This window comes from Actinocrinis sp., from assembly GCF_035938995.1.
Lineage (GTDB): Bacteria > Actinomycetota > Actinomycetes > Streptomycetales > Catenulisporaceae > DASZGI01.
Window position 1 is genome coordinate 1 of record NZ_DASZGI010000314.1, and the last position, 17,964, is coordinate 17,964.

Sequence of the window (17,964 nt, forward strand, 5' to 3'; positions counted from 1 at the left end):
TGACCGACTTCGTGTTCATGGTGCGCGGCACCTCGCAGATGTTCATCACCGGCCCCGACGTGGTGCAGGCGGTGACCGGCGAGAAGATCTCGATGGACGAACTCGGCGGCGCCGACACCCACGCGCGCGTCTCCGGCGTCGCGGCCTTCGCCTACGACGACGAGGCCGCGTGCCTGGCCGACGTGCGCCACCTGCTGGGCCTCTTGCCCTCGAACAACCGGCAGCTACCGCCGCCGCGGCCCACGGACGACACGGCCGACCGGCGCTGCGAGGAACTTCTGGACCTGATCCCGACCGATCCGCGTCAGGCCTACGACATGCGGACGCTGATCGAGAGCGTCGTCGACGAAGGCGAGTACATCGAGGTCCAGGAGCACTGGGCGACGAACATCCTGTGCGCCTTCGCGCACCTCGACGGGCACGCGGTCGGCATCCTCGCCAACCAGCCCTCGGTGCTGGCGGGCGTCCTGGACATCGACTCCTCCGACAAGGGCGCGCGGTTCGTCCAGACCTGCGACGCGTTCAACATCCCGATCGTGACGCTGGTGGACGTGCCCGGCTTCCTGCCGGGGGTCGATCAGGAGCACGAGGGGATCATCCGGCACGGGGCGAAGCTGCTGTACGCGTACTGCAACGCCACCGTGCCGCGCATCTCCGTGGTCGTGCGCAAGGCCTACGGCGGCGCCTACATCGTCATGGACTCCCGCTCCATCGGCGCCGACCTCTCGTTCGCCTGGCCGAGTAACGAGATCGCGGTCATGGGTGCCGAGGGCGCGGCGAACGTGATCTTCCGCAGGGAGATCGCCGCCGCCGACGATCCCGACGCGCATCGCGCGCGCAAGATCGAGGAATACCGCAGCGAACTGATGCACCCCTACTACGCCGCCGAGCGCGGCCTGGTCGACGACGTCATCGACCCCGCCGACACCCGCTCGGTGCTCATCCGCTCACTCGCGATGCTTCGCAACAAGCGTGCGGACCTGCCCGCGCGCAAGCACGGCAACCAGCCGGCCTGAGGATGGATGTGCTTCGATGACTGACACCCGGAAGTCCCATGGCGCCGCCCGGCTGCGGGCGGTGCCGACCGGTTCGGTGGCCTCGGGGAGGCTGCGGTACCGGTCCATCCACGGCCACAAACACGCGTTCCGGATGGCCGGCAACGGCTCGGCGGTGGTGCTGATCCATGGGATCGGGGACTCCTCCAAGACCTGGGCGTCGATCCTTCCCGGCCTGGCCCGGCATCACCGGGTGATCGCCCCGGACCTGCTCGGCCACGGTTCTTCGGACAAGCCCCGGCACGACTACTCCGTCGGCGGCTACGCCAACGGCGTACGAGATCTGCTGTCGGTGCTGGGCGTCGACCGGGCCACCGTCATCGGCCACTCCCTCGGCGGCGCGGTGGCCATGCAGTTCGCCTATCAATACCCCGAGCGCACCGAACGCCTGGTGCTGGTCGCCACCGGCGGCGTCGGACGTCATGTCACCCCGCTGCTGCGATTCGCCTCGCTTCCCGGCACGGAGCTGCTGATGGCCGCGCTCACCCTGCCCGGCCTGCGCGGCCAGGTGGGAATGGCGGTCAAGATGCTGCAGAAGATGGGCACCCGGATAGGCGCCGACGCCCCGGAGCTGATGCGCGTCCTCGACGAAGCGCTGCCCGATCCCCGTGGCCGCCGCGCCTTCGTCACGACCCTGCGCTGCGCGGTGGACTGGCGCGGCCAGATGGGCACCCTGATGGACCGCACCTACCTCGCCCAGGGCATGCCGACGATGCTGGTCTGGGGCGATCAGGACCCGATCCTGCCGGCCCGGCACGCCGGCCTGGCGCACGTGGCCATGCCCGGCAGCCGGCTGGAGATCTTCCCGCACACCGGGCACTTCCCATTCCACACCGACCCGCGCCGCTTCCTCGAACTCGTCCTCGAATTCATCGACGGGACCGAGCCGGCCGGCTTCTCCCCCGAGCAGTGGCGGCAGCTGCTGCGCAACCGCAAGACCAGTGTGCGCCCGCCGGTGCGGCGGCCTGCCGCGCCGCCGGTCCTGCACGCGGCGTAGCGGCAGTAAGACCCCTGATCAGGCACCTCCACGACCGTTCAAGTGCCCGTCGAGGAACCACCCCGACGATGCGCGAAAGGCAAGGCACTGGCCGCAGCCGAACCATCCGGGCCGATCCGCGGTGTCCCCGGTATCCCGGGGCCTGCCCAGGCGCCGGGGCGGAAAGGACACGATCCGCTCCGCCCCGGCGCGAAATCCCGGACCCGGTCCGCAGAAGGGACGCAGCGAGTAGTGATCACCGACAAGAAAGCGCGCGAAACCCCGCCCGCACGGCGCGGCCGGACGCAGGTGGCAGCCGTGCGCACATTCCGAGGAGGGACGCGATGACCCGCCGTGTCGCCATCACTGGCATCGGCGTCGTGGCGCCGGGCGGAGTCGGTACGAAGGCGTACTGGGAGCTCTTGACTTCGGGGCGCACCGCCACCCGCACCATCACGCACTTCGACGCCTCGCCGTTCCGCTCGCGCGTCGCGGCCGAGGTCGACTTCGACCCCCGGCAGTCCGGGCTCAGCGCCCAGGAGGCGCGCCGGATGGACCGCAGCGCCCAGTTCGCGGTCGTGGCCACCCGCGAGGCGCTCACCGACAGCGGCCTGGACCCCGACGCGATCGACCCGGCCCGCACCGGGACCGCTATCGCCACCGCCGTCGGCTGCACCACCAGCCTCGAGCGCGAGTACGTGGTGGTCAGCGACTCCGGCTCGAAGTGGGAGATCGACCACGAATACGTGGTCCCCGAGCTGTACCGGCACTTCGTGCCCAGCTCGGTGGCCGCCGAGGTGGCCTGGGCCGCCGGGGCGCAGGGACCGGCCGCGATCGTGTCGACCGGCTGCACCTCAGGGCTCGACGCCCTCGGCTACGCGGTCGACCTGATCCGCGAGGGCAGCGTCGACATGGTCGTCTCCGGCGGCACCGAGGCGCCGATCGCCCCGATCACAGCCGCCTGCTTCGACGCCATCCACGCCACCACCCCGCGCAACGACGACCCGGAGCACGCCTGCCGCCCGTTCGACCGCACCCGCAACGGCCTGGTGCTCGGCGAGGGCGCGGCGATCCTGATCCTGGAGGAGCTGGAGTCCGCCCGCCAGCGCGGCGCCCGCGTCTACGCCGAGATCAGCGGGTTCGCCTCGCGGTGCAACGGCTACCACATGACCGGGCTCAAGCCGGACGGCCGGGAGATGGCCGAGGCCATCCGCGCCGCCCTGGACGAGTCCCGGCTCGACCCGACCGCGGTCGGCTACATCAACGCGCACGGCTCCGGCACCAAGATGAACGACCGGCACGAGACCGGCGCGTTCAAGGCCAGCCTGGGTCAGCACGCGTACAACGTCCCGGTCAGCTCGATCAAGTCGATGATCGGCCACTCGCTCGGCGCGATCGGCGCCCTGGAGATCGCCGCCTGCGCGCTGACGATCGAGACCGGCGTGGTGCCGCCGACGGCGAACCTGCACGAGCCGGACCCGGCCCTCGACCTCGACTACGTCCCGCTGGTCGCCCGCGAGCAGCGCACCGACGTGGTGCTGAGCGTGGGCAGCGGATTCGGCGGATTCCAGAGCGCGATGGTGGTCGCCCGGCCCGAGGCGGTGGAGAAGTGAGCGCAGCGGCTGTCATCACCGGAATCGGTGTCACGGCGCCCAACGGCATCGGAGTCGAGGAGTACTGGGCGGCCGCGCTGGCCGGGCGCGGCGGAATCGGCGCCATGACGCGGTTCGACGCGAGCAGCTACCCGGCGCAGCTGGCCGGGCAGGTGCCGGGCTTCGTCGACGAGGACCACGTCCCCAGCCGGCTGATGCCCCAGACCGACCGGCACACCCGGCTCGCCCTGGCCGCGGCGCACGAAGCGCTGACCGACGCCGCGGTCGACCCGGAGGCCCTGCCCGAATACAACATGGGCGTGGTCACCGCCGCCTCCGGAGGCGGCGTGGAGTTCGGCCAGAACGAGCTCGGCCTGCTCTGGAGCCAGGGCAAGGAGCACGTCAGCGCCTACCAGTCGTTCGCCTGGTTCTACGCGGTGAACACCGGCCAGGTGTCGATCCGCTACGGCATGCGCGGCCCGAGCGGCGTGATCGTCACCGAGCAGGCCGGCGGCCTGGACTCGCTCGGCCACGCCCGCCGCCAGCTGCGCAAGGGCACCACGCTGGTCGTCTCCGGCGGAGTCGACGGCGCGCTGTGCCCGTGGGGCTGGGCCGGGCAGTTGGCGACCGGCCTGCTGAGCACGTCGAAGGACCCGAACACGGCCTACCAGCCGTTCGCCGCGACCGCGTCCGGCTACGTGCCGGGCGAGGGCGGGGCGATCCTCATCATCGAGGACGAAGAGGCGGCCCGGCAGCGCGGGGCGGCCCGGGTGTACGGCGAGCTCGCGGGATACGCCGCGACGCTCGACCCGCGGCCCGGCGTCGCGCCGGCGCACGGCGAGTCCGGGCTGCTGCGCGCGGCCCGGGGCGCGATCGCCGACGCCGGCCTGACCCCGTCGGACGTGGACGTGGTCTTCGCCGACGCCGCCGGGGTCCCGGAACTGGACCGGATCGAGGCGGCGGCGCTGGTCACCCTGTTCGGCCCCCGCGGCGTCCCGGTCACCGCGCCCAAGACGATGACCGGCCGGCTGATGGCGGGCGGCGCCGCGCTGGACGTGGCGACCGCGCTGCTGTCCATCCGGGACGGGGTCATCCCGCCGACCGTCAACGTTCCGGAACCTGCCCCCGGCCTGCCGATCGACCTGGTCGTCGGCCGGCCCAGGCAGATCGCTCCGCTGGTCGCGCTGGTACTGGCGCGCGGCTACGGGGGATTCAACGCCGCCGTGTGCGTGCGCGGCTGAGCATTCGACGAACAGGAGAATAACCGCCATGTCCCAGACGTCCACCGGGCCGATCGACCGCGAGCTGCTGGTCCAGATGCTGCGCGAGAGCGCAGGCGTGGAGGAAGGCGTCGACCTCGACGGCGACATCCTGGACACGCCGTTCATCGAGCTCGGCTACGACTCGCTCGCGCTGCTCCAGGTCACCGGCCGGATCCAGCGGGAGTACAACCTCGTGCTGCCGGACGACGCCGTCTCCGAGGCCGAGACGCTGCGCGAGTTGCTGGAGCTCATCCAGGCCGCCCCGCTGGCCACGGTCCTTTAGCAGCACAGTCCTCTGACGGCCGTTGCTCCGGGAGAGGTTCCCGGAGCAACGGCCGTGCTGCCTCGCGGCCGGTGGGCTCACCACGCTCCGTCCGCGCACCGCGCACAAACCGAAGGTCCGGACCCTCACCGGGATCCGGACCTTCAGTCGTGTTCTGCCACCGGCGCTCAGCGCAGGTCGTCGCGCGTCACCTGACGCTCGCGCACCTGCCACTCGCCGTCGACCTGAACCAGCACGTCCTCGCAGATGGTGCTGAAGCGCAGCTTCGCCTCGCCGCCGAGCGGGATCTCGACGACCAGCGCGTAGCAGCGGGCCAGCAGGCTGCCGTCGGCCCGCTCGCCGACCGTGAGCATGCCCAGCCAGTGGCGGTGCCGCACGTCGGACCGGTCCAGCGCCTTGCGCGCCAGCAGGGCGCCCGCGGTGATCTTGTCGCGGCCCACCACCGGCTCCGGGTGGCCGTTCGCGTCGAACACCCCGTCCACGGTGAACGTGAGCGCCCACGCCTCGGTCTCGCCGCTGTCGAGCAGCTGCATCTGCCGGGCGTAGAAGTGCTGGATCTCCTGGTAGAGATCGCCGGTGACCGGCCGGTCGGCCACCTCGGTGACGACTGACATCCGTACTCCCTCCGGGCCGTCGCGGCGGCCGCGGTCAACCTGCGGGCGGCAAGCGGCCGCCCCGTCGGCTCCCAGGTTCACGACCTCGGCTCGACGGCGCGTCGAGGGCTCCTCGCGCGCCGCGCCGCCCGGAAAACCGGCCCCGACGAGCGCGTTCCGAATCGACCGCTGCTCGAGCGCGGTCGGCCACCCTGACGCGACCAGGGAGGCGAGCGACATGGGAAATCCCCCACCGGGTGCGCCGCGGCCGAGGCCGGTCGCGCTGCTTTTGCCAGGCCAGGGCGCGCAACACCGTGGCATGGCGCTAGGGCTCTACGACCGGGAACCTACGTTCACTGACGCGCTCGACGAGTGGTTCGCGGCGCTCGGCGCGGAAGGCGCGCGGGTGCGGGCGGACTGGCTGTCCGAGGACCCGCGCGTCCCGCTGGACGAGGCGACCCGCGCCCACCCGCTGCTGTTCGGCATCGAATACGCCATGGGCCGGATGCTCCAGGCCTGGGGCGTCGCGATCCGGGCGCTGCTCGGCCACAGCGCCGGCGAATACGTGGCCGCCGTCCACGCGGGAGTGCTGAGCCTCACGGACGCCGCCGGCCTGCTGCTGGAGCGGGTCGCCGCGTTCCAGACCGCCCGGCCGGGCGGCATGCTCGCGGTCGTCGCCACCGAGGACCAGGTGGCCCCGTTCCTGACCGACGAGGTCGTGGTCGGCGCGGTCAACGGGCCCGGGCAGCTGCTGCTGGCCGGCCCCGACCCCGATCTGGACGCGGTGGGCCGCGCGCTGCGCGATGCGGGAATCACCTGCATGTCCGCGAAGGCGCGCCGCGGCTTCCACAGCCCGTCCGTCGTCGAGTCCTGCGAGGCGACCATCCCGGCGCTGGCCCGGGTGCCGCTGTCCGCCCCGCGCCTCGAGCTGTTCTCCTCGCACGTACCGGGTCTCGTCGACGCCGCCCGCGCCCGGGATCCGCGCTTCTGGGCGATGATCCCCGCCGCCCCGGTGCTGTTCGGCCCCGGTCTCGACGCCCTGCTCGGACACGGTGACTACCTGCTGATCGAGACCGGTCCCGGGCAGGGCCTGGCCGCGCTGGCCCGGCGCCATCCGCGGGTGATCGCCGGCCACAGCGCGGTGCTGGCGCTGCTCGGCCACAAGCCCGGGCCCCCGGAGGCCGACTGCAAGCACCTGCTGCGCGCGGTCGCCGGGCTCGTCGCCGAGGGCTATCCGGTCGACGCCGCCGTCACCGAGCGGCTCACGCAACAGCCGGCCGCGGCGGTCGCGGCCGGCGCCCGTACGAACTAAGAGGGATGAGGCGATGACGCAAGAGACGAGCCGCCCGGCGCTGATCACCGGGGGCACCAGCGGGATCGGGCTGGCAGTGGCCGAGCTGCTGGCAGACCGCGGCCATCCGGTGTTCGTGTGTTCCCGGACCGCGGCGGACGTGGACGCGGTGGTCGACAAGCTGCGGTCCGGCGGAGCCACCGTGGCCGGCGCCCGCGCCGACATCACCAATGGCGACGACATCGCCGCGGTGGTGGCCGCCGCGGTGGAGGCCTTCGGCCCGCTGTACATCCTGGTGAACAACGCCGGGCGCAACGGCGGCGGGATCACCGCGCAGATCACGGACGAGCTGTGGAACGACGTGATCGAGACGAACCTGAACAGCGTCTTCCGGGTCACCCGCGAGGCGCTCGGCAAGGGCGGCATGCTCGAGCGCGGCGCCGGCCGCATCATCAGCATCGCGTCCACCGGGGGCAAGCAGGGCGTCGTGTTCGGCGCTCCGTACTCGGCCGCCAAGCACGGGGTCGTCGGCTTCACCAAGGCGCTCGGCTTGGAACTGGCCCCCGCCGGCATCACCGTGAACGCGGTCTGCCCCGGCTACGTGGAGACCCCGTTGGCGGTGAAGGTGCGCCAGGGCTACGCCGGGCACTGGGGCACGAGCGAGGACGAGGTCCTGACCAAGTTCCAGGCCAAGATCCCGCTCGGCCGGTACTCGACCCCGCAGGAGGTCGCGGGCCTGGTCGGCTACCTCGCCACCGACACGGCGGCGTCCATCACCGCCCAGGCGCTCAACGTGTGCGGCGGTCTCGGCAACTACTGACGGGCCAGACCCCGGGCGGTGCGGCCGCCCGGGGCCGGCGGAAGGGATACACCGTGGTCACCCACCACACCACGCACGAGATCGCCGTCAAGGCTCCGGCCGACACCGTGTTCGAGCTCATCGCCGACGTCGCGGGATGGCCGCACGTGTTCGGGCCGACGGTCCACGTCGATCTGCTCAACGACGGGCCCGAGCAGCTTCTGCACATCTGGGCCACGGCCAACGGCGAGGTGCGCGACTGGACGTCGCGACGCACCCTCGACCGCGCCAAGCACCGCATCTCCTTCAACCAGGTGGTCTCCAGCGCGCCGGTCGCCTCGATGGGCGGCGAGTGGATCGTCGAGCCGGACGGCGAGGGCGGCTGCGCGGTCACCCTGCTGCACGACTACGAGGCGATCGGGGACGACGAGGAAGCCGTCGCGTGGATCGGCCAGGCGGTCGACCGCAACAGCACCGCCGAGCTCGCGGCGCTCAAGACGGCGGCCGAGTCGGTTCCCGGGCCCGTGGAGCTGCGGGTCACCTTCAACGACGAGGAGATCATCGAGGGCCCGCGCGAGCAGGTCTTCGACTTCCTGAACCGCGCCGACCTCTGGCCGCAGCGGCTCCCGCACGTGAGCCGGCTGGAGCTGGCCGAACGCGTCGCCGGCGTCCAGCACATGGAGATGGACACGCGCAGCGTGGACGGGAGCGTGCACACGACCGTCTCGGCGCGCCTGTGCTTCCCCGACCGCGGCGTGATCCTCTACAAGCAGCTGAAGGTGCCGCCGGTCATGCGCAGCCACACCGGCCGGTGGGAGCTGGAAGCCGCGGACGGGAAGGTCGTCGCAAGGTCCTGGCACACCGTCACCCTCGACCCCGAGGGTGTGCGCGCCGCGCTCGGCCCCGACGCGACGATCGCCGAGGCCAAGGAAAAGGTGCGGCACGCGCTTGGCACCAACAGCCGCACGACCTTGCGCCAGGCGAAGGAGTTCGTCGAGAGCGGTGGCGGCTCGGCCGGTTGACCGATGCTTATCACGTGCGCTTAACAGGAACCACGTGCGCTCAACAGATCGGGCCGGCCCGCCACTCGGGCGGACCGGCCCGATCCGGCTCTCGGCGAGCCCAGGCGCTTGGCTGCGATCGGTTTGACGCGATAAGACGACCGGTCATCTGTTAGCCCGCACGCGATGGGCTGGCGCGTCAGCGCACGCCACGCACCAAGCCCCGCGGTCGGTTTGACGGGCTTGAGACGACCGGTCATCTGTTAGCCGTACACGGTGAGGCCGTGCACCAGGCCACGCGGTCGGCGGCTGACACGTTCGAGACGACGACCGGTCACCCACCTGCCAGCAGCACACGGCTTGCGTGTCAGGCGGAGGCGGAAGCAATGCCGACCGCAGCCTTCGACAGCTCTGGGTCGACATCCCCGTCGAGGGCGTCCGCGAGCAGGTAGTCCGCGGCGTCGCGCAGGGCGAGCAGCGCAGCCGCGGTCATGTCCCGGTGCACTCCCACGGTGCCCCACTGCTGCTCGCCGTCGTAGAAGCGCAGCAGGACACGCACGCCCGCGGGGCCGTTGACGCCCGTGCTCGCCAGCACCCTGATCTCATGGCTCTTCAGCTCGAGGCGTTGGACCGCCGGGAACACCGGGATCAGTGCGGCGAGCACGGCCCGGTGCAGCGCCTTGACCGGGTGGTCGGCGATGCCGTTGGCCACGGTGCTGCGCCCGGCACGGGTGAGCCGCACCTGCACCCTGCTGCTGTCGGACGTGTCGCGCGGCCCGCCAAAGCTGACCGTGCGCCACGATTCGACCTCGAAGGCGTGCGGGACCGGGCTCTCGTCCAGCTCCTCGCGCAGCACCAGGGCGAAGGACGCGTCGGCGGACTCGAACGAGTACCCGGCCTCGGCGAGCCGCTTGACCCGCTCCACGGCGAGTCCGACGCGGCGGTCGCTAGCCGCCACCTCGACGCCCATCTCGCGCGCTTTGAGCGCGATGGAGGAACGGCCGCCGAGGTCCGAGACCAGTGCCCGCATCGAGTTGCCGACCCGCTCCGGCTCGATGTGCTGGTACAGGCTCGCGTCGATGCGCAGCGCCGAGGTGTGCAGCCCGGCCTTGTGCGTGAACGCGGAACCGCCGGTGTACGGGGCGGCGGGCGGCACCGGGATCGCGACCAGGTCGCCGATCGCCCGGGCGGTCTGCGCCATGTCAGGCAGCTGTGCCGCCGCCCGCAGCGGCTCCCCCTGCTTGAGCACGAGATTCGCCACCACGCTGAACAGATTCGCGTTCCCGCACCGCTCGCCGTAGCCGTTGGCCGTGCCCTGCGCGTGCCGGGCTCCCGCCTCGACCGCGAGCAGTGTGTTCGCCACCGCGCATCCGGCATCGTCGTGGCAGTGGATGCCGACCGGGATGCCGCGCGCCACGGTCTCGGCGACGATCTCGGCCAGCGGCTGCGGCAGCGTCCCGCCGTTGGTGTCGCAGAGCACGACCTTCTCGGCGCCGCACTCGACGGCCGCCGCGGCGACGGCGAGCGCGTAGTCCGGGTTGGCCCGGTACCCGTCGAAGTAGTGCTCCGCGTCGAGGAAGACGCGGCGGCCCTCGGCGACCAGGTGGCGCACCGTGTCGCGGACCATCTCGAGATTCTCCGCGAGCGTGGTGCGCAGCGCCAGCTGCACGTGCCGGTCGTGGCTCTTGGCCACCAGCGTCACCACCGGCGTCTCGGCCTCCAGCAGCGCGGCCACCTGGGGGTCGCTGTCGGCGCGGCCGCCGGGCCGCCGAGTGGCGCCGAACGCGGCGAGCTGGGCGTTGCGCAGTCGCAGCTCCGTGGCGGCCCGGCGGAAGAACTCGGTGTCCTTGGGCACCGCCCCCGGCCAGCCGCCCTCGATGAAGTCGACCCCGAAGTCGTCCAGGTGCCGGGCGATCTCCAGCTTCTCCTCCACCGTGCTGACGATGCCCTCCTGCTGGGCGCCGTCCCGCAGCGTGGTGTCGTAGACCTGGAATTCCGGTAAGTCGGCCATGCCCTTTCCTCCCTTCACCGGCCGGGGCCGGTGGTCGCGGTGTCCGCCCGCCGCGCCGGCCGTTCGCCGTTCGCCACCACCCCGCGGGCGAACAGCTCCGCCTGGTACCCGGGGTCGATGCCGAGCTCTGACAGCAGCTCGCGGGTGTCGAGCCCCGGCGCGCGGACCGGGGCGGGCGGGTCGGGTGGCGCATCCTGGAAGCGTGGGGCGGGAGCCGGCTGCCGCAGGCCGTCCACGGTCGGGAAAAGCCCGCGGGCGCGGTTGTGCGGGTGCACGGCGGCTTCGTCGAGGTCGAGCACCGGAGTGACGCAGGCTTCTGTCCCTTCGAACACCGCCGCCCACTCGTCGCGCCCGCGCTGTGCGACTATCTCGGCGAAACGCCGGCGCAGTTCGGGCCAGGCGGTCGGGTCGTCGCGGTCGGGCAGCCGCTCCGGATCGAGGCCGAGGCCGCGCACGAACGCCAGGTAGAACCGCAGCTCCAACGCCCCCACGGCGATGTGGCCGCCGTCCGCGCAGGTGTAGACGTCGTAGAAGGGGGCGCCCCCGTCGAGCAGGTTCGTGCCGCGCGGCCCCGGCCACTGCCCGGCCGCGGTCATCGCCAGCAGCATCGCCAGCAACGACGCGGAGCCGTCCACGATGGCCGCGTCGACCATCCGCCCCCGGCCGTGCGCGTGCCGCTCCACCAGCGCCGCGAGAACCCCGACGACGAGCGGCAGCGCTCCGCCGCCGAAATCGCCGAGCAGGTTGAGCGGCACGGTGGGCGGCTCGCCGGCCCGGCCGATCGGATGCAGCGCCCCCGACAGAGCCAGATAGTTGATGTCGTGTCCGGGGGCCTGGGCCAGCGGCCCCTGCTGCCCCCAGCCGGTCATCCGGCCGTAGACGAGCCCTGAGTTGCGCGCCCAGCAGTCCTGCGGTCCGAAGCCGAGCCGCTCGGCGACACCGGGGCGGAACCCCTCGAGCAGGACGTCGCTGCGCTCGGCCAAGCGCAGCAGCAGGTCCACCCCCGCCGGATCCTTGAGGTCGATCGCGATCGAGCGGCGGCCGCGGTCCAGGATCCGGTGCCAGGCCGGGAACGATCGGGCGCCGTCCACCCGGTCGACCCGGACCACGTCCGCGCCGAGATCGGCGAGCACCATGCCGGCGAACGGGACCGGGCCGATCGCGGCCACCTCCAGCACGCGTATTCCGCGCAGTGGACTCACGTCGGCATCCCTTTCCGCGTCGCTCTCGCCCGCCCGCCCCGACGGGCCCGCGGACCCTTCTAAAGCTGCGTCGGCGGCAGCCGGACGACCAAGCCGTCGATCGCGTCGCTCACCGGCAGCTGGCAGGACAGCCGGCTGTTCGCCTGCCGAGGGCTGGCGGTGTCGTACAGCAGCTCGTCCTCGACCGGGTGGATGTCCGGCAGCGGCACCGGGCAGCTCTCGTCGACGTACACGTGGCAGGTGCCGCACATCGCGCCCCCGCCGCACCGTCCGACGATGCCCTTGACGTTGTTGACGACCGCGCCGCGCATCACTGTGTTGCCGTTGGGCACATCGATGTTGCGCACGTCTCCGTCCGGCTGCACGTACGTGACCCTCGCCATTCGAGGCCTCCAGAGGTCCGGCCGACTCATGTCTGATCATGAATGTCGCAGAGCGGGCTGGAATGCGCCTCGAGCACCCGGGGAGCGTGTGTCAGTGCTCGCCGAACAGCACCGGGGGATAGGTGCGCACGACCGCCGTCTCATAGCGCAGCGCGACGTGGCTCGTGATGCCGATCACGTCGCGCCAGAAACGGTGCACCGGCGCGGATTCGCTCAGTCCGCTCGTCCCGGTGGCCCGTACCAGGCTGCTGATCGCGTCGGACAGCTGCTCCGCGGCGTACGTGGCGTTGCGCTCGTTGCGCGCCATCATGGCGGGGGTGAACGCGCGGGTGTCGAGCACCTCGGCATTCTGCTCCACCAGATGCCGCGAGACGTCTACGGCGCCGGAGGCCCGCACCAGCTCGATGTCCGACGAGACCGTGCGGCGCTTGTGGCCGAGCACCGCCGCGCACGCATGAAGAGCGCCGGTGGCCGCCCCGACCGCCGGCGCGGCGAAGGTGAGCCCGCCGATCGCCTGGAACGGAACGGTGTGGCAGTGCGCGGTCGACGCGGCGTTGGTGCCGTGCATCATGTCCGACCGCGGATATGTCAGATGGTCGGGCACGAACACGTCCTCGACCAGCGCGCTGTGGCTCCCGGTCGCACGCATGCCTGCGTTGTCCCAGGTGTGCAGGATCTGGAAGGTGCCGCGGGGGAGGGCGAAGAACCGCGGCTCGTTGTGGTCGCCCTTGGTCGCGGTCGCGCACACCAGCGCCCAGTCGGCGAACTCGATGCCGCTCACGTAGTTCCAGCGCCCGCTCAGCCGCCAGCCGCCGTCGACCGCGTGAGCCCGGCCGGCCGCGACCAGCCCGGTGACGACGAAGGCATCCGGCTTTCCGGACCACAGTTCCCGGTGGCCCTCCTCTGGCAGGTGCGCGGCGTACCTGGACGAATAAGCACACAGCGATGCGGTCCACGCGGTGGCCGGACAGACCGCGCCAAGCGCCATCACCGCACGAGTCAGCTCGATGAAGCTGCCTTCCCGCCCGCCCCAGCGCGCCCCGACGAAATGCCGCGAGAAGCCCGCCTCCCGCAGCGCGTCGAGTACCTCAGGCGCCAGGGTGCGCGTCGCATCCGCCTCCGCCGCGTACCGCTCGGCAACCGCGACAGCCCGCTCGACGGATGCCGCCAAGGGCGCGGCGGGTCGTGTCTCGACGGTCATGCGGACTCCCTCCGGAGGGTGGAGGGCGGGTGTCGCGGCCGCCCCCGGACATGCTCGAAACCGGTGACGCCGTCCTACAGGTTCACCTCGCGCAGCATGACGCGGCCGGCTCGAAGCACACTTCATCAGGGCTCGGAGACGGCCGGTGCGGGCGCCGTGCTCGAGCGCGTGTCGAGGCCGCCGCCAGCGGCCGATGCTGCACTCGGTGACACCCCCTAGACCCGCACCGCGACCGGACAGCCGGGGCGCGTTCCCGGCGGGACTGAAGGAGACTTGAGGTGAGCGTCCGAACCGACGACGCGCCGGCGGCGGAGCTGCTGAGCGACTTCCTGACGCAAAGCCCGCAGTGGACCGCGGACCCCGAGGTGCCCGGGCTCGAGCACGCGACGATCCACGTCCCGGCGGACTATTCGAACCCCGGCTGGCGCACCCTGGACCTGGCGGTCACCCGGATCAAGGCGGCCGATCCGGCGCGCCGCCGCGGTGTGCTGCTGGCTGTCAATGGCGGCCCCGGGGGCGTGGAGGGCCAGGGCCGCGACTTCCCGGTCAGACTCCGCGAGGGCAGCACCCTCGGCGAGGTCTACGACCTGATCGGCTTCGACCCGCGCGGCAGCGGCGCCTCGACCAGGCTGCTCGCCTACGCCACGGTGCCCAAGACGCCGTTCGACTCGCGCCCGCCGGACTCGCTGTTCGCGAGCATCGCCGAGGACCTTCGGGCGCGCGAAGAGGGATGCCAGCGCGGCGGCGGGGATCTGCGCCCGCACATCAACACCCGCAACACCTGCCGTGACATGGACCTGATCCGCGTAGTGCTCGGCGAAGAGAAGATCAATTTCGTCGGCTACGCCTACGGCACGGTCGTCGGCGCGGCCTACGGCACGCTGTTCCCCGAGCGGCTCGACCGCAGTGTCCTGGACTCCTGTGTTCACCCGGACTGGACCTGGCGCGAGCTGTTCCTGAAGCAGTCCGAGGCGATCCGGAACAACGTCGAGGCATGGGCGCGGTGGGCTGGAGACCGCCACCGCACCTTCGCGCTCGGTACCAGTGCCGAGCAGGTGCTGGCGACGGTCGAGGCGGTCGCGGCCGTGCTCGGCGCCGATCCGGCCACCGTTCCCACCCGGACCCTGTTCGACGGCGCCGTCGGCAACCAGGCCGTCGACCGCTCCCGCTGGGCGGAACTCGCCGAGCTGGTGGGCGCGGTGCACGTGGCCCTCGACGCGGACGACGTGGCGCAGGCCAAGCAGCTGCTCGCGCCCACCTCGACCTGGAAGCCCGGCGATCTGGAGGGCGACCTGCGCGACGGCGTGCTGGAGGCCACCACGCTTGAGACGTACGCGCCGAGCGACCTCGAGGTCTACTACGCGGACATGCGTGTCTTCCGCGAGCACTACCCCTACGGCTACGGCGTGCTGCGCGCGCAGCCCTGGGTGAGCGCCTTCCGTTCGTACGAACCCCTCGAGCCCGCGGTGCGCGCGGTCGGCGGGGGCTACCCGACCGGACTCGTGGTCCAGGCCGAGGGAGACCCCTTCGACAACTACGAGGGCGGAGTAGGCATGGCCGAACGGCTCGGCCACCGCCTGATCACCGTCACCGACTCGGGCGACCACGAGGTCTACCTGCTCGGGAACAACCCGGCGGTCGACGAGATCTGCACCCGCTACCTGGTCGACGGTGTGCTGCCCGAGGCGGATGTCCTCGTCGCCCCCACCGTCGCGCGGCCGGACGTCCCTGCCGACGCCGACTTGGCCGCCGCAGCTTAGCCCAGTCCAAACACGGCTATGGCCCCGTCCCGAAACTTCCGGGACGGGGCCACAGCCTTTCAGCTCAGCGTCCTTTATCAATGCTCCGGAGACGCAGCCCACGCGGGCCGGCTCAGGATCTCGACCACCGCCGCGCCCCAGGTGTAGCCCGCGCCGACGCCGATCAGCAGGCACCGGTCTCCGGGGGCGGCGCGGCCCGAGTCCACCAAGTGGCCGAGGCCGGCGAACTGGTCGCCCGCGCCGAGGTGCCCGACGGTCCGGCTCCAGCTCCACGCGGTGCGCTCCGGATCGATCGCGTACTGCTGGAGGTAGATCGCGTCCAGCCGGCGGAAGCCGAAGTGCGGCAGCACGACCCACTCGGCGTCCTTCAGGTCCAGGTCGGCGTCGGCGAGCGCCTGCTTGACCACGGAGCGCTGCCCGGAGTTCGTGCGGTTGATGGCGAACGAGATGCCGTAGCGCTTGACGAACACGTCCTTGGCCGCGCCGAAGTCCACCGGCATCCGCACGCTGAACGGGGCGGGGCCGAACGCGTCGTCGCCGCGGTGCATCTCCTCCAGCTCCGAGTCGGCCAGCACCGAGATCGACAGCAGCCGGGCGAAGCCGCCGCGCCGGGAGAGGACCAGGGCGGTGGCGCCGTCCGCGTACGGAGTGCCGGGGTCCGTGCTCCAGCGGTTGATGCCGGGCGGGCAGAAGCGGTCGGCGGTGGTCAGCAGGGCGTCCGAGCGCGGCCCCGCGGCCAGGTACGCGCACGCGAGGTCGAGCGCGGCCATCCCGCCGTTCGACATCTGCCGGATCTCCAGGGCGGAGCACTGGTTGCGCAGCGTCTCGCGCTGGATGTACGACGCGACCGGCCACAGATCCTGACCCTGGTGGTAGGTGTCCGCGTGCAGGATCAGGTCGACGTCGGTCGGTCCCGAGTCGGCCCGCTCCAGCGCCATGCGCGCGGCCGCCACCGCCATCTCGGCCGCCGACTCGTCCGGGGAGACCGCGACGCTCTCCACCTCGGTGCGGGCCACCAGGCGCGGATCGCACTCGCCGGACGCCACCGCGTCCTCGACCCGCAGCGTGGCGGGCAGTCGCAGGCCGGTGCCCCGCACGTAGATTCCCTCGACTCTCATCGCGGCTCCTCAGGGTTCTCCGGGGCGATTCGTGAGGACTGCCCGAGCGTCGCCGAGCGCGCTCGAACCGCGCTGCAACAGCGGCGGAAGGCGGTGTGGCGGCAGTGGCGCCCAAAGCGCGAGAGGCCGGCGTGGTCGCTCGCCGGCCTCTCGCGCGTCCCTGGCCGCCACGTCGCGGCCCGGGCACAGTCACCAGGTGATCGGCAGTTCCCAGAGGCCGTAGATGATGGCCCGCTCCTTGCTGCGGATCTCGTCGAACGGCCTGGCCAGGCGCAGCGTGGGGATGCGGACGAACAGCTTGCTCCACACGATCTGCATCTCCGCCCGGGCCAGGTCCGCTCCGATGCAGTGGTGCAGGCCGTGGCCGAACCCGAGGTGCTTGCGCGAGCCGCGCTCCAGGATCAGCTGGTCCGGGTTCTCGTAGATCTCCGGGTCGCGGTTGCCGGTCAGCCCGAGGCACAGGATCCCGTCGCCGGCCTTGATGGTGGCGCCGGCCAGCTCGATGTCCTCCATCGCCACCCGCGGCACCGCGGCGTCGCCGATCGTGAGGTACCGCACCAGCTCGTCGACTGCGGCGTCGACCAGCGTCGGGTCGGCCTTGAGCTTGGCCAGCTCATCGGGGTGCTCCAGCAGCGCGGCGGTGCCGAGCGAGAGCATGCTCGCGGTGGTCTCGTGGCCGCCGTTCATCAGCAGCCGGCACAGGTTGACCAGGTCCCGGGTGGTGAAGTCCTCGCCGGTCTCGCGGTATTCCTTGACGGCGCGGCTGATCAGGTCCTCGCCCGGCTCGCGCTGCTTGAGCTCGACCAGGTTCACCAGGTAGTTGTTCACGTCCACCAGGGCCGCCTGCCGCTGCTCCATCGTCGCGGTGCCGCCCAGCAGAATGGTGCCGTTCTCCTGGAAGAAGGCGTGGTCCTTGTACGGGATGCCCAGCAGCAGGCAGATGACCGTCATCGGGACCGGCAGCGAGAGTGCGTGGTGCATGTCCACAGGGGGCTTGTTGGCCAGCATCGAGTCGATGACGTCGTCGACGACCTTCTCGATCTGCGGGCGCAGCAGCTGTACCTGCCGGTTGGTGAAGGTGACCGCGGCCTTGCGCCGGGTGGCCGAGTGCTCCGGCTGGTCGTAGCCGATGAACGAGGTCTCGGTGCGGAACTCCGGCGGGGCGTTGAAGTAGAACGGGAAGTTCGCGTGCTTGCGAGAGGCGCTCACCCGGGTGTCGGTCAGCAGCGTCCGGATGTTCTCGTAGCCGGTGACCGCCCAGATCCGCAACCCGGTGGCCAGGGTGATCAGCTTCACCGGTTCGTCGCGGAAGGCGGTGTACTGCGCCGGCGGAGCGAAGGGGCATACGCGTTCGAACGGAAAGGTCTCCTCGTCAAGCGACGGGGGGGCCGCGACCGGACTCATGGACATCCTGGGATCCCTCCTGGACTGGGGGTG

At 71.8% G+C, this 17,964-nt stretch carries 16 protein-coding genes; 9 read left to right on the forward strand and 7 right to left on the reverse strand.

What is annotated here, in order from left to right:
* The 5 genes from VGZ32_RS21840 to VGZ32_RS21860 all read left to right on the forward strand — a co-directional run.
* The coding region (locus VGZ32_RS21840; RefSeq protein WP_326888007.1) for an acyl-CoA carboxylase subunit beta at nucleotides 1–1,016 on the forward strand (1,016 nt) is incomplete at its 5' end.
* Nucleotides 1,017–1,032: 16 nt separating this feature from the next.
* Nucleotides 1,033–2,052, forward strand: coding sequence for an alpha/beta hydrolase (locus VGZ32_RS21845; RefSeq protein WP_326888008.1), 1,020 nt, complete (start codon nucleotides 1,033–1,035; stop codon nucleotides 2,050–2,052).
* A gap of 323 nt (nucleotides 2,053–2,375) precedes the next feature.
* On the forward strand, nucleotides 2,376–3,644 hold the full coding sequence (locus tag VGZ32_RS21850) for a beta-ketoacyl-[acyl-carrier-protein] synthase family protein (protein ID WP_326888009.1): 1,269 nt from the start codon (nucleotides 2,376–2,378) through the stop codon (nucleotides 3,642–3,644).
* Nucleotides 3,641–4,864, forward strand: coding sequence for a ketosynthase chain-length factor (locus VGZ32_RS21855; RefSeq protein WP_326888010.1), 1,224 nt, complete (start codon nucleotides 3,641–3,643; stop codon nucleotides 4,862–4,864). The genes VGZ32_RS21850 and VGZ32_RS21855 overlap by 4 nt, the downstream gene beginning before the upstream one ends.
* A 28-nt stretch (nucleotides 4,865–4,892) precedes the next feature.
* On the forward strand, nucleotides 4,893–5,168 hold the full coding sequence (locus VGZ32_RS21860) for an acyl carrier protein (protein ID WP_326888011.1): 276 nt from the start codon (nucleotides 4,893–4,895) through the stop codon (nucleotides 5,166–5,168).
* A 167-nt stretch (nucleotides 5,169–5,335) separates the two neighbouring features.
* On the opposite strand, the gene VGZ32_RS21865 is transcribed toward VGZ32_RS21860, so the two are convergent.
* Complete coding sequence (locus tag VGZ32_RS21865; protein WP_326888012.1) at nucleotides 5,336–6,001, reverse strand: nuclear transport factor 2 family protein; 666 nt, start codon at nucleotides 5,999–6,001, stop codon at nucleotides 5,336–5,338.
* Between VGZ32_RS21865 and VGZ32_RS21870 the strand changes: the two genes are divergently transcribed.
* From VGZ32_RS21870 to VGZ32_RS21880, 3 genes are read left to right on the forward strand one after another with little or no spacing between them, the layout of a single operon-like run.
* Nucleotides 6,000–7,073, forward strand: a complete 1,074-nt coding sequence (locus VGZ32_RS21870) for an acyltransferase domain-containing protein (protein ID WP_326888013.1) — start codon at nucleotides 6,000–6,002, stop codon at nucleotides 7,071–7,073. The two genes, VGZ32_RS21865 and VGZ32_RS21870, sit on opposite strands and share 2 nt — an antisense overlap.
* A gap of 13 nt (nucleotides 7,074–7,086) precedes the next feature.
* Nucleotides 7,087–7,872, forward strand: a complete 786-nt coding sequence (locus VGZ32_RS21875) for an SDR family NAD(P)-dependent oxidoreductase (RefSeq protein WP_326888014.1) — start codon at nucleotides 7,087–7,089, stop codon at nucleotides 7,870–7,872.
* Between the two features lie 53 nt (nucleotides 7,873–7,925).
* Nucleotides 7,926–8,873 carry an aromatase/cyclase gene (locus VGZ32_RS21880; RefSeq protein ID WP_326888015.1) on the forward strand — a complete coding sequence of 316 codons (948 nt, stop codon included), beginning with the start codon at nucleotides 7,926–7,928 and terminating at the stop codon, nucleotides 8,871–8,873.
* 346 nt (nucleotides 8,874–9,219) lie between these two features.
* Here VGZ32_RS21880 and cimA read toward each other — a convergent pair whose 3' ends face one another.
* The 4 genes from cimA to VGZ32_RS21900 form a co-directional block, all read right to left on the reverse strand.
* On the reverse strand, nucleotides 9,220–10,863 hold the full coding sequence (gene cimA, locus VGZ32_RS21885; protein ID WP_326888016.1) for a citramalate synthase: 1,644 nt from the start codon (nucleotides 10,861–10,863) through the stop codon (nucleotides 9,220–9,222).
* Between the two features lie 14 nt (nucleotides 10,864–10,877).
* Entirely contained in the window at nucleotides 10,878–12,065 is a 1,188-nt protein-coding gene (locus VGZ32_RS21890; RefSeq protein WP_326888017.1) for a CaiB/BaiF CoA-transferase family protein, read from the reverse strand.
* A gap of 59 nt (nucleotides 12,066–12,124) precedes the next feature.
* Nucleotides 12,125–12,448 carry a 2Fe-2S iron-sulfur cluster-binding protein gene (locus tag VGZ32_RS21895; protein WP_326888018.1) on the reverse strand — a complete coding sequence of 108 codons (324 nt, stop codon included), beginning with the start codon at nucleotides 12,446–12,448 and terminating at the stop codon, nucleotides 12,125–12,127.
* Nucleotides 12,449–12,539: 91 nt separating this feature from the next.
* The gene (locus tag VGZ32_RS21900; RefSeq protein WP_326888019.1) at nucleotides 12,540–13,649 is read right to left on the reverse strand and encodes an acyl-CoA dehydrogenase family protein; all 1,110 of its coding nucleotides are present in this window, start codon (nucleotides 13,647–13,649) and stop codon (nucleotides 12,540–12,542) included.
* Between the two features lie 278 nt (nucleotides 13,650–13,927).
* Between VGZ32_RS21900 and VGZ32_RS21905 the strand changes: the two genes are divergently transcribed.
* Nucleotides 13,928–15,409, forward strand: a complete 1,482-nt coding sequence (locus tag VGZ32_RS21905) for an alpha/beta fold hydrolase (protein WP_326888020.1) — start codon at nucleotides 13,928–13,930, stop codon at nucleotides 15,407–15,409.
* A 77-nt stretch (nucleotides 15,410–15,486) separates the two neighbouring features.
* On the opposite strand, the gene VGZ32_RS21910 is transcribed toward VGZ32_RS21905, so the two are convergent.
* Together VGZ32_RS21910 and VGZ32_RS21915 are read right to left on the reverse strand one after the other, a co-directional pair.
* Nucleotides 15,487–16,527: a ketoacyl-ACP synthase III family protein gene (locus VGZ32_RS21910; RefSeq protein WP_326888021.1), complete on the reverse strand. Its 1,041-nt coding sequence runs from the start codon at nucleotides 16,525–16,527 to the stop codon at nucleotides 15,487–15,489.
* Nucleotides 16,528–16,716: 189 nt separating this feature from the next.
* Nucleotides 16,717–17,937, reverse strand: coding sequence for a cytochrome P450 (locus VGZ32_RS21915; RefSeq protein ID WP_326888022.1), 1,221 nt, complete (start codon nucleotides 17,935–17,937; stop codon nucleotides 16,717–16,719).
* Nucleotides 17,938–17,964 lie beyond the last annotated feature (27 nt).

Excerpts from the sequence above, each read along its gene's own strand:
- VGZ32_RS21850 (WP_326888009.1), top strand. The coding sequence starts at position 2,376 with ATGACCCGCCGTGTCGCCATCACTGGCATCGGCGTCGTGGCGCCGGGC.
- VGZ32_RS21895 (WP_326888018.1), bottom strand. The coding sequence starts at position 12,448 with ATGGCGAGGGTCACGTACGTGCAGCCGGACGGAGACGTGCGCAACATC.
- VGZ32_RS21870 (WP_326888013.1), top strand. The coding sequence starts at position 6,000 with ATGGGAAATCCCCCACCGGGTGCGCCGCGGCCGAGGCCGGTCGCGCTG.
- VGZ32_RS21875 (WP_326888014.1), top strand. The coding sequence starts at position 7,087 with ATGACGCAAGAGACGAGCCGCCCGGCGCTGATCACCGGGGGCACCAGC.
- VGZ32_RS21865 (WP_326888012.1), bottom strand. The coding sequence starts at position 6,001 with ATGTCGCTCGCCTCCCTGGTCGCGTCAGGGTGGCCGACCGCGCTCGAG.
- VGZ32_RS21900 (WP_326888019.1), bottom strand. The coding sequence starts at position 13,649 with ATGACCGTCGAGACACGACCCGCCGCGCCCTTGGCGGCATCCGTCGAG.
- VGZ32_RS21915 (WP_326888022.1), bottom strand. The coding sequence starts at position 17,937 with ATGTCCATGAGTCCGGTCGCGGCCCCCCCGTCGCTTGACGAGGAGACC.
- VGZ32_RS21860 (WP_326888011.1), top strand. The coding sequence starts at position 4,893 with ATGTCCCAGACGTCCACCGGGCCGATCGACCGCGAGCTGCTGGTCCAG.
- VGZ32_RS21845 (WP_326888008.1), top strand. The coding sequence starts at position 1,033 with ATGACTGACACCCGGAAGTCCCATGGCGCCGCCCGGCTGCGGGCGGTG.
- cimA (WP_326888016.1), bottom strand. The coding sequence starts at position 10,863 with ATGGCCGACTTACCGGAATTCCAGGTCTACGACACCACGCTGCGGGAC.
- VGZ32_RS21910 (WP_326888021.1), bottom strand. The coding sequence starts at position 16,527 with ATGAGAGTCGAGGGAATCTACGTGCGGGGCACCGGCCTGCGACTGCCC.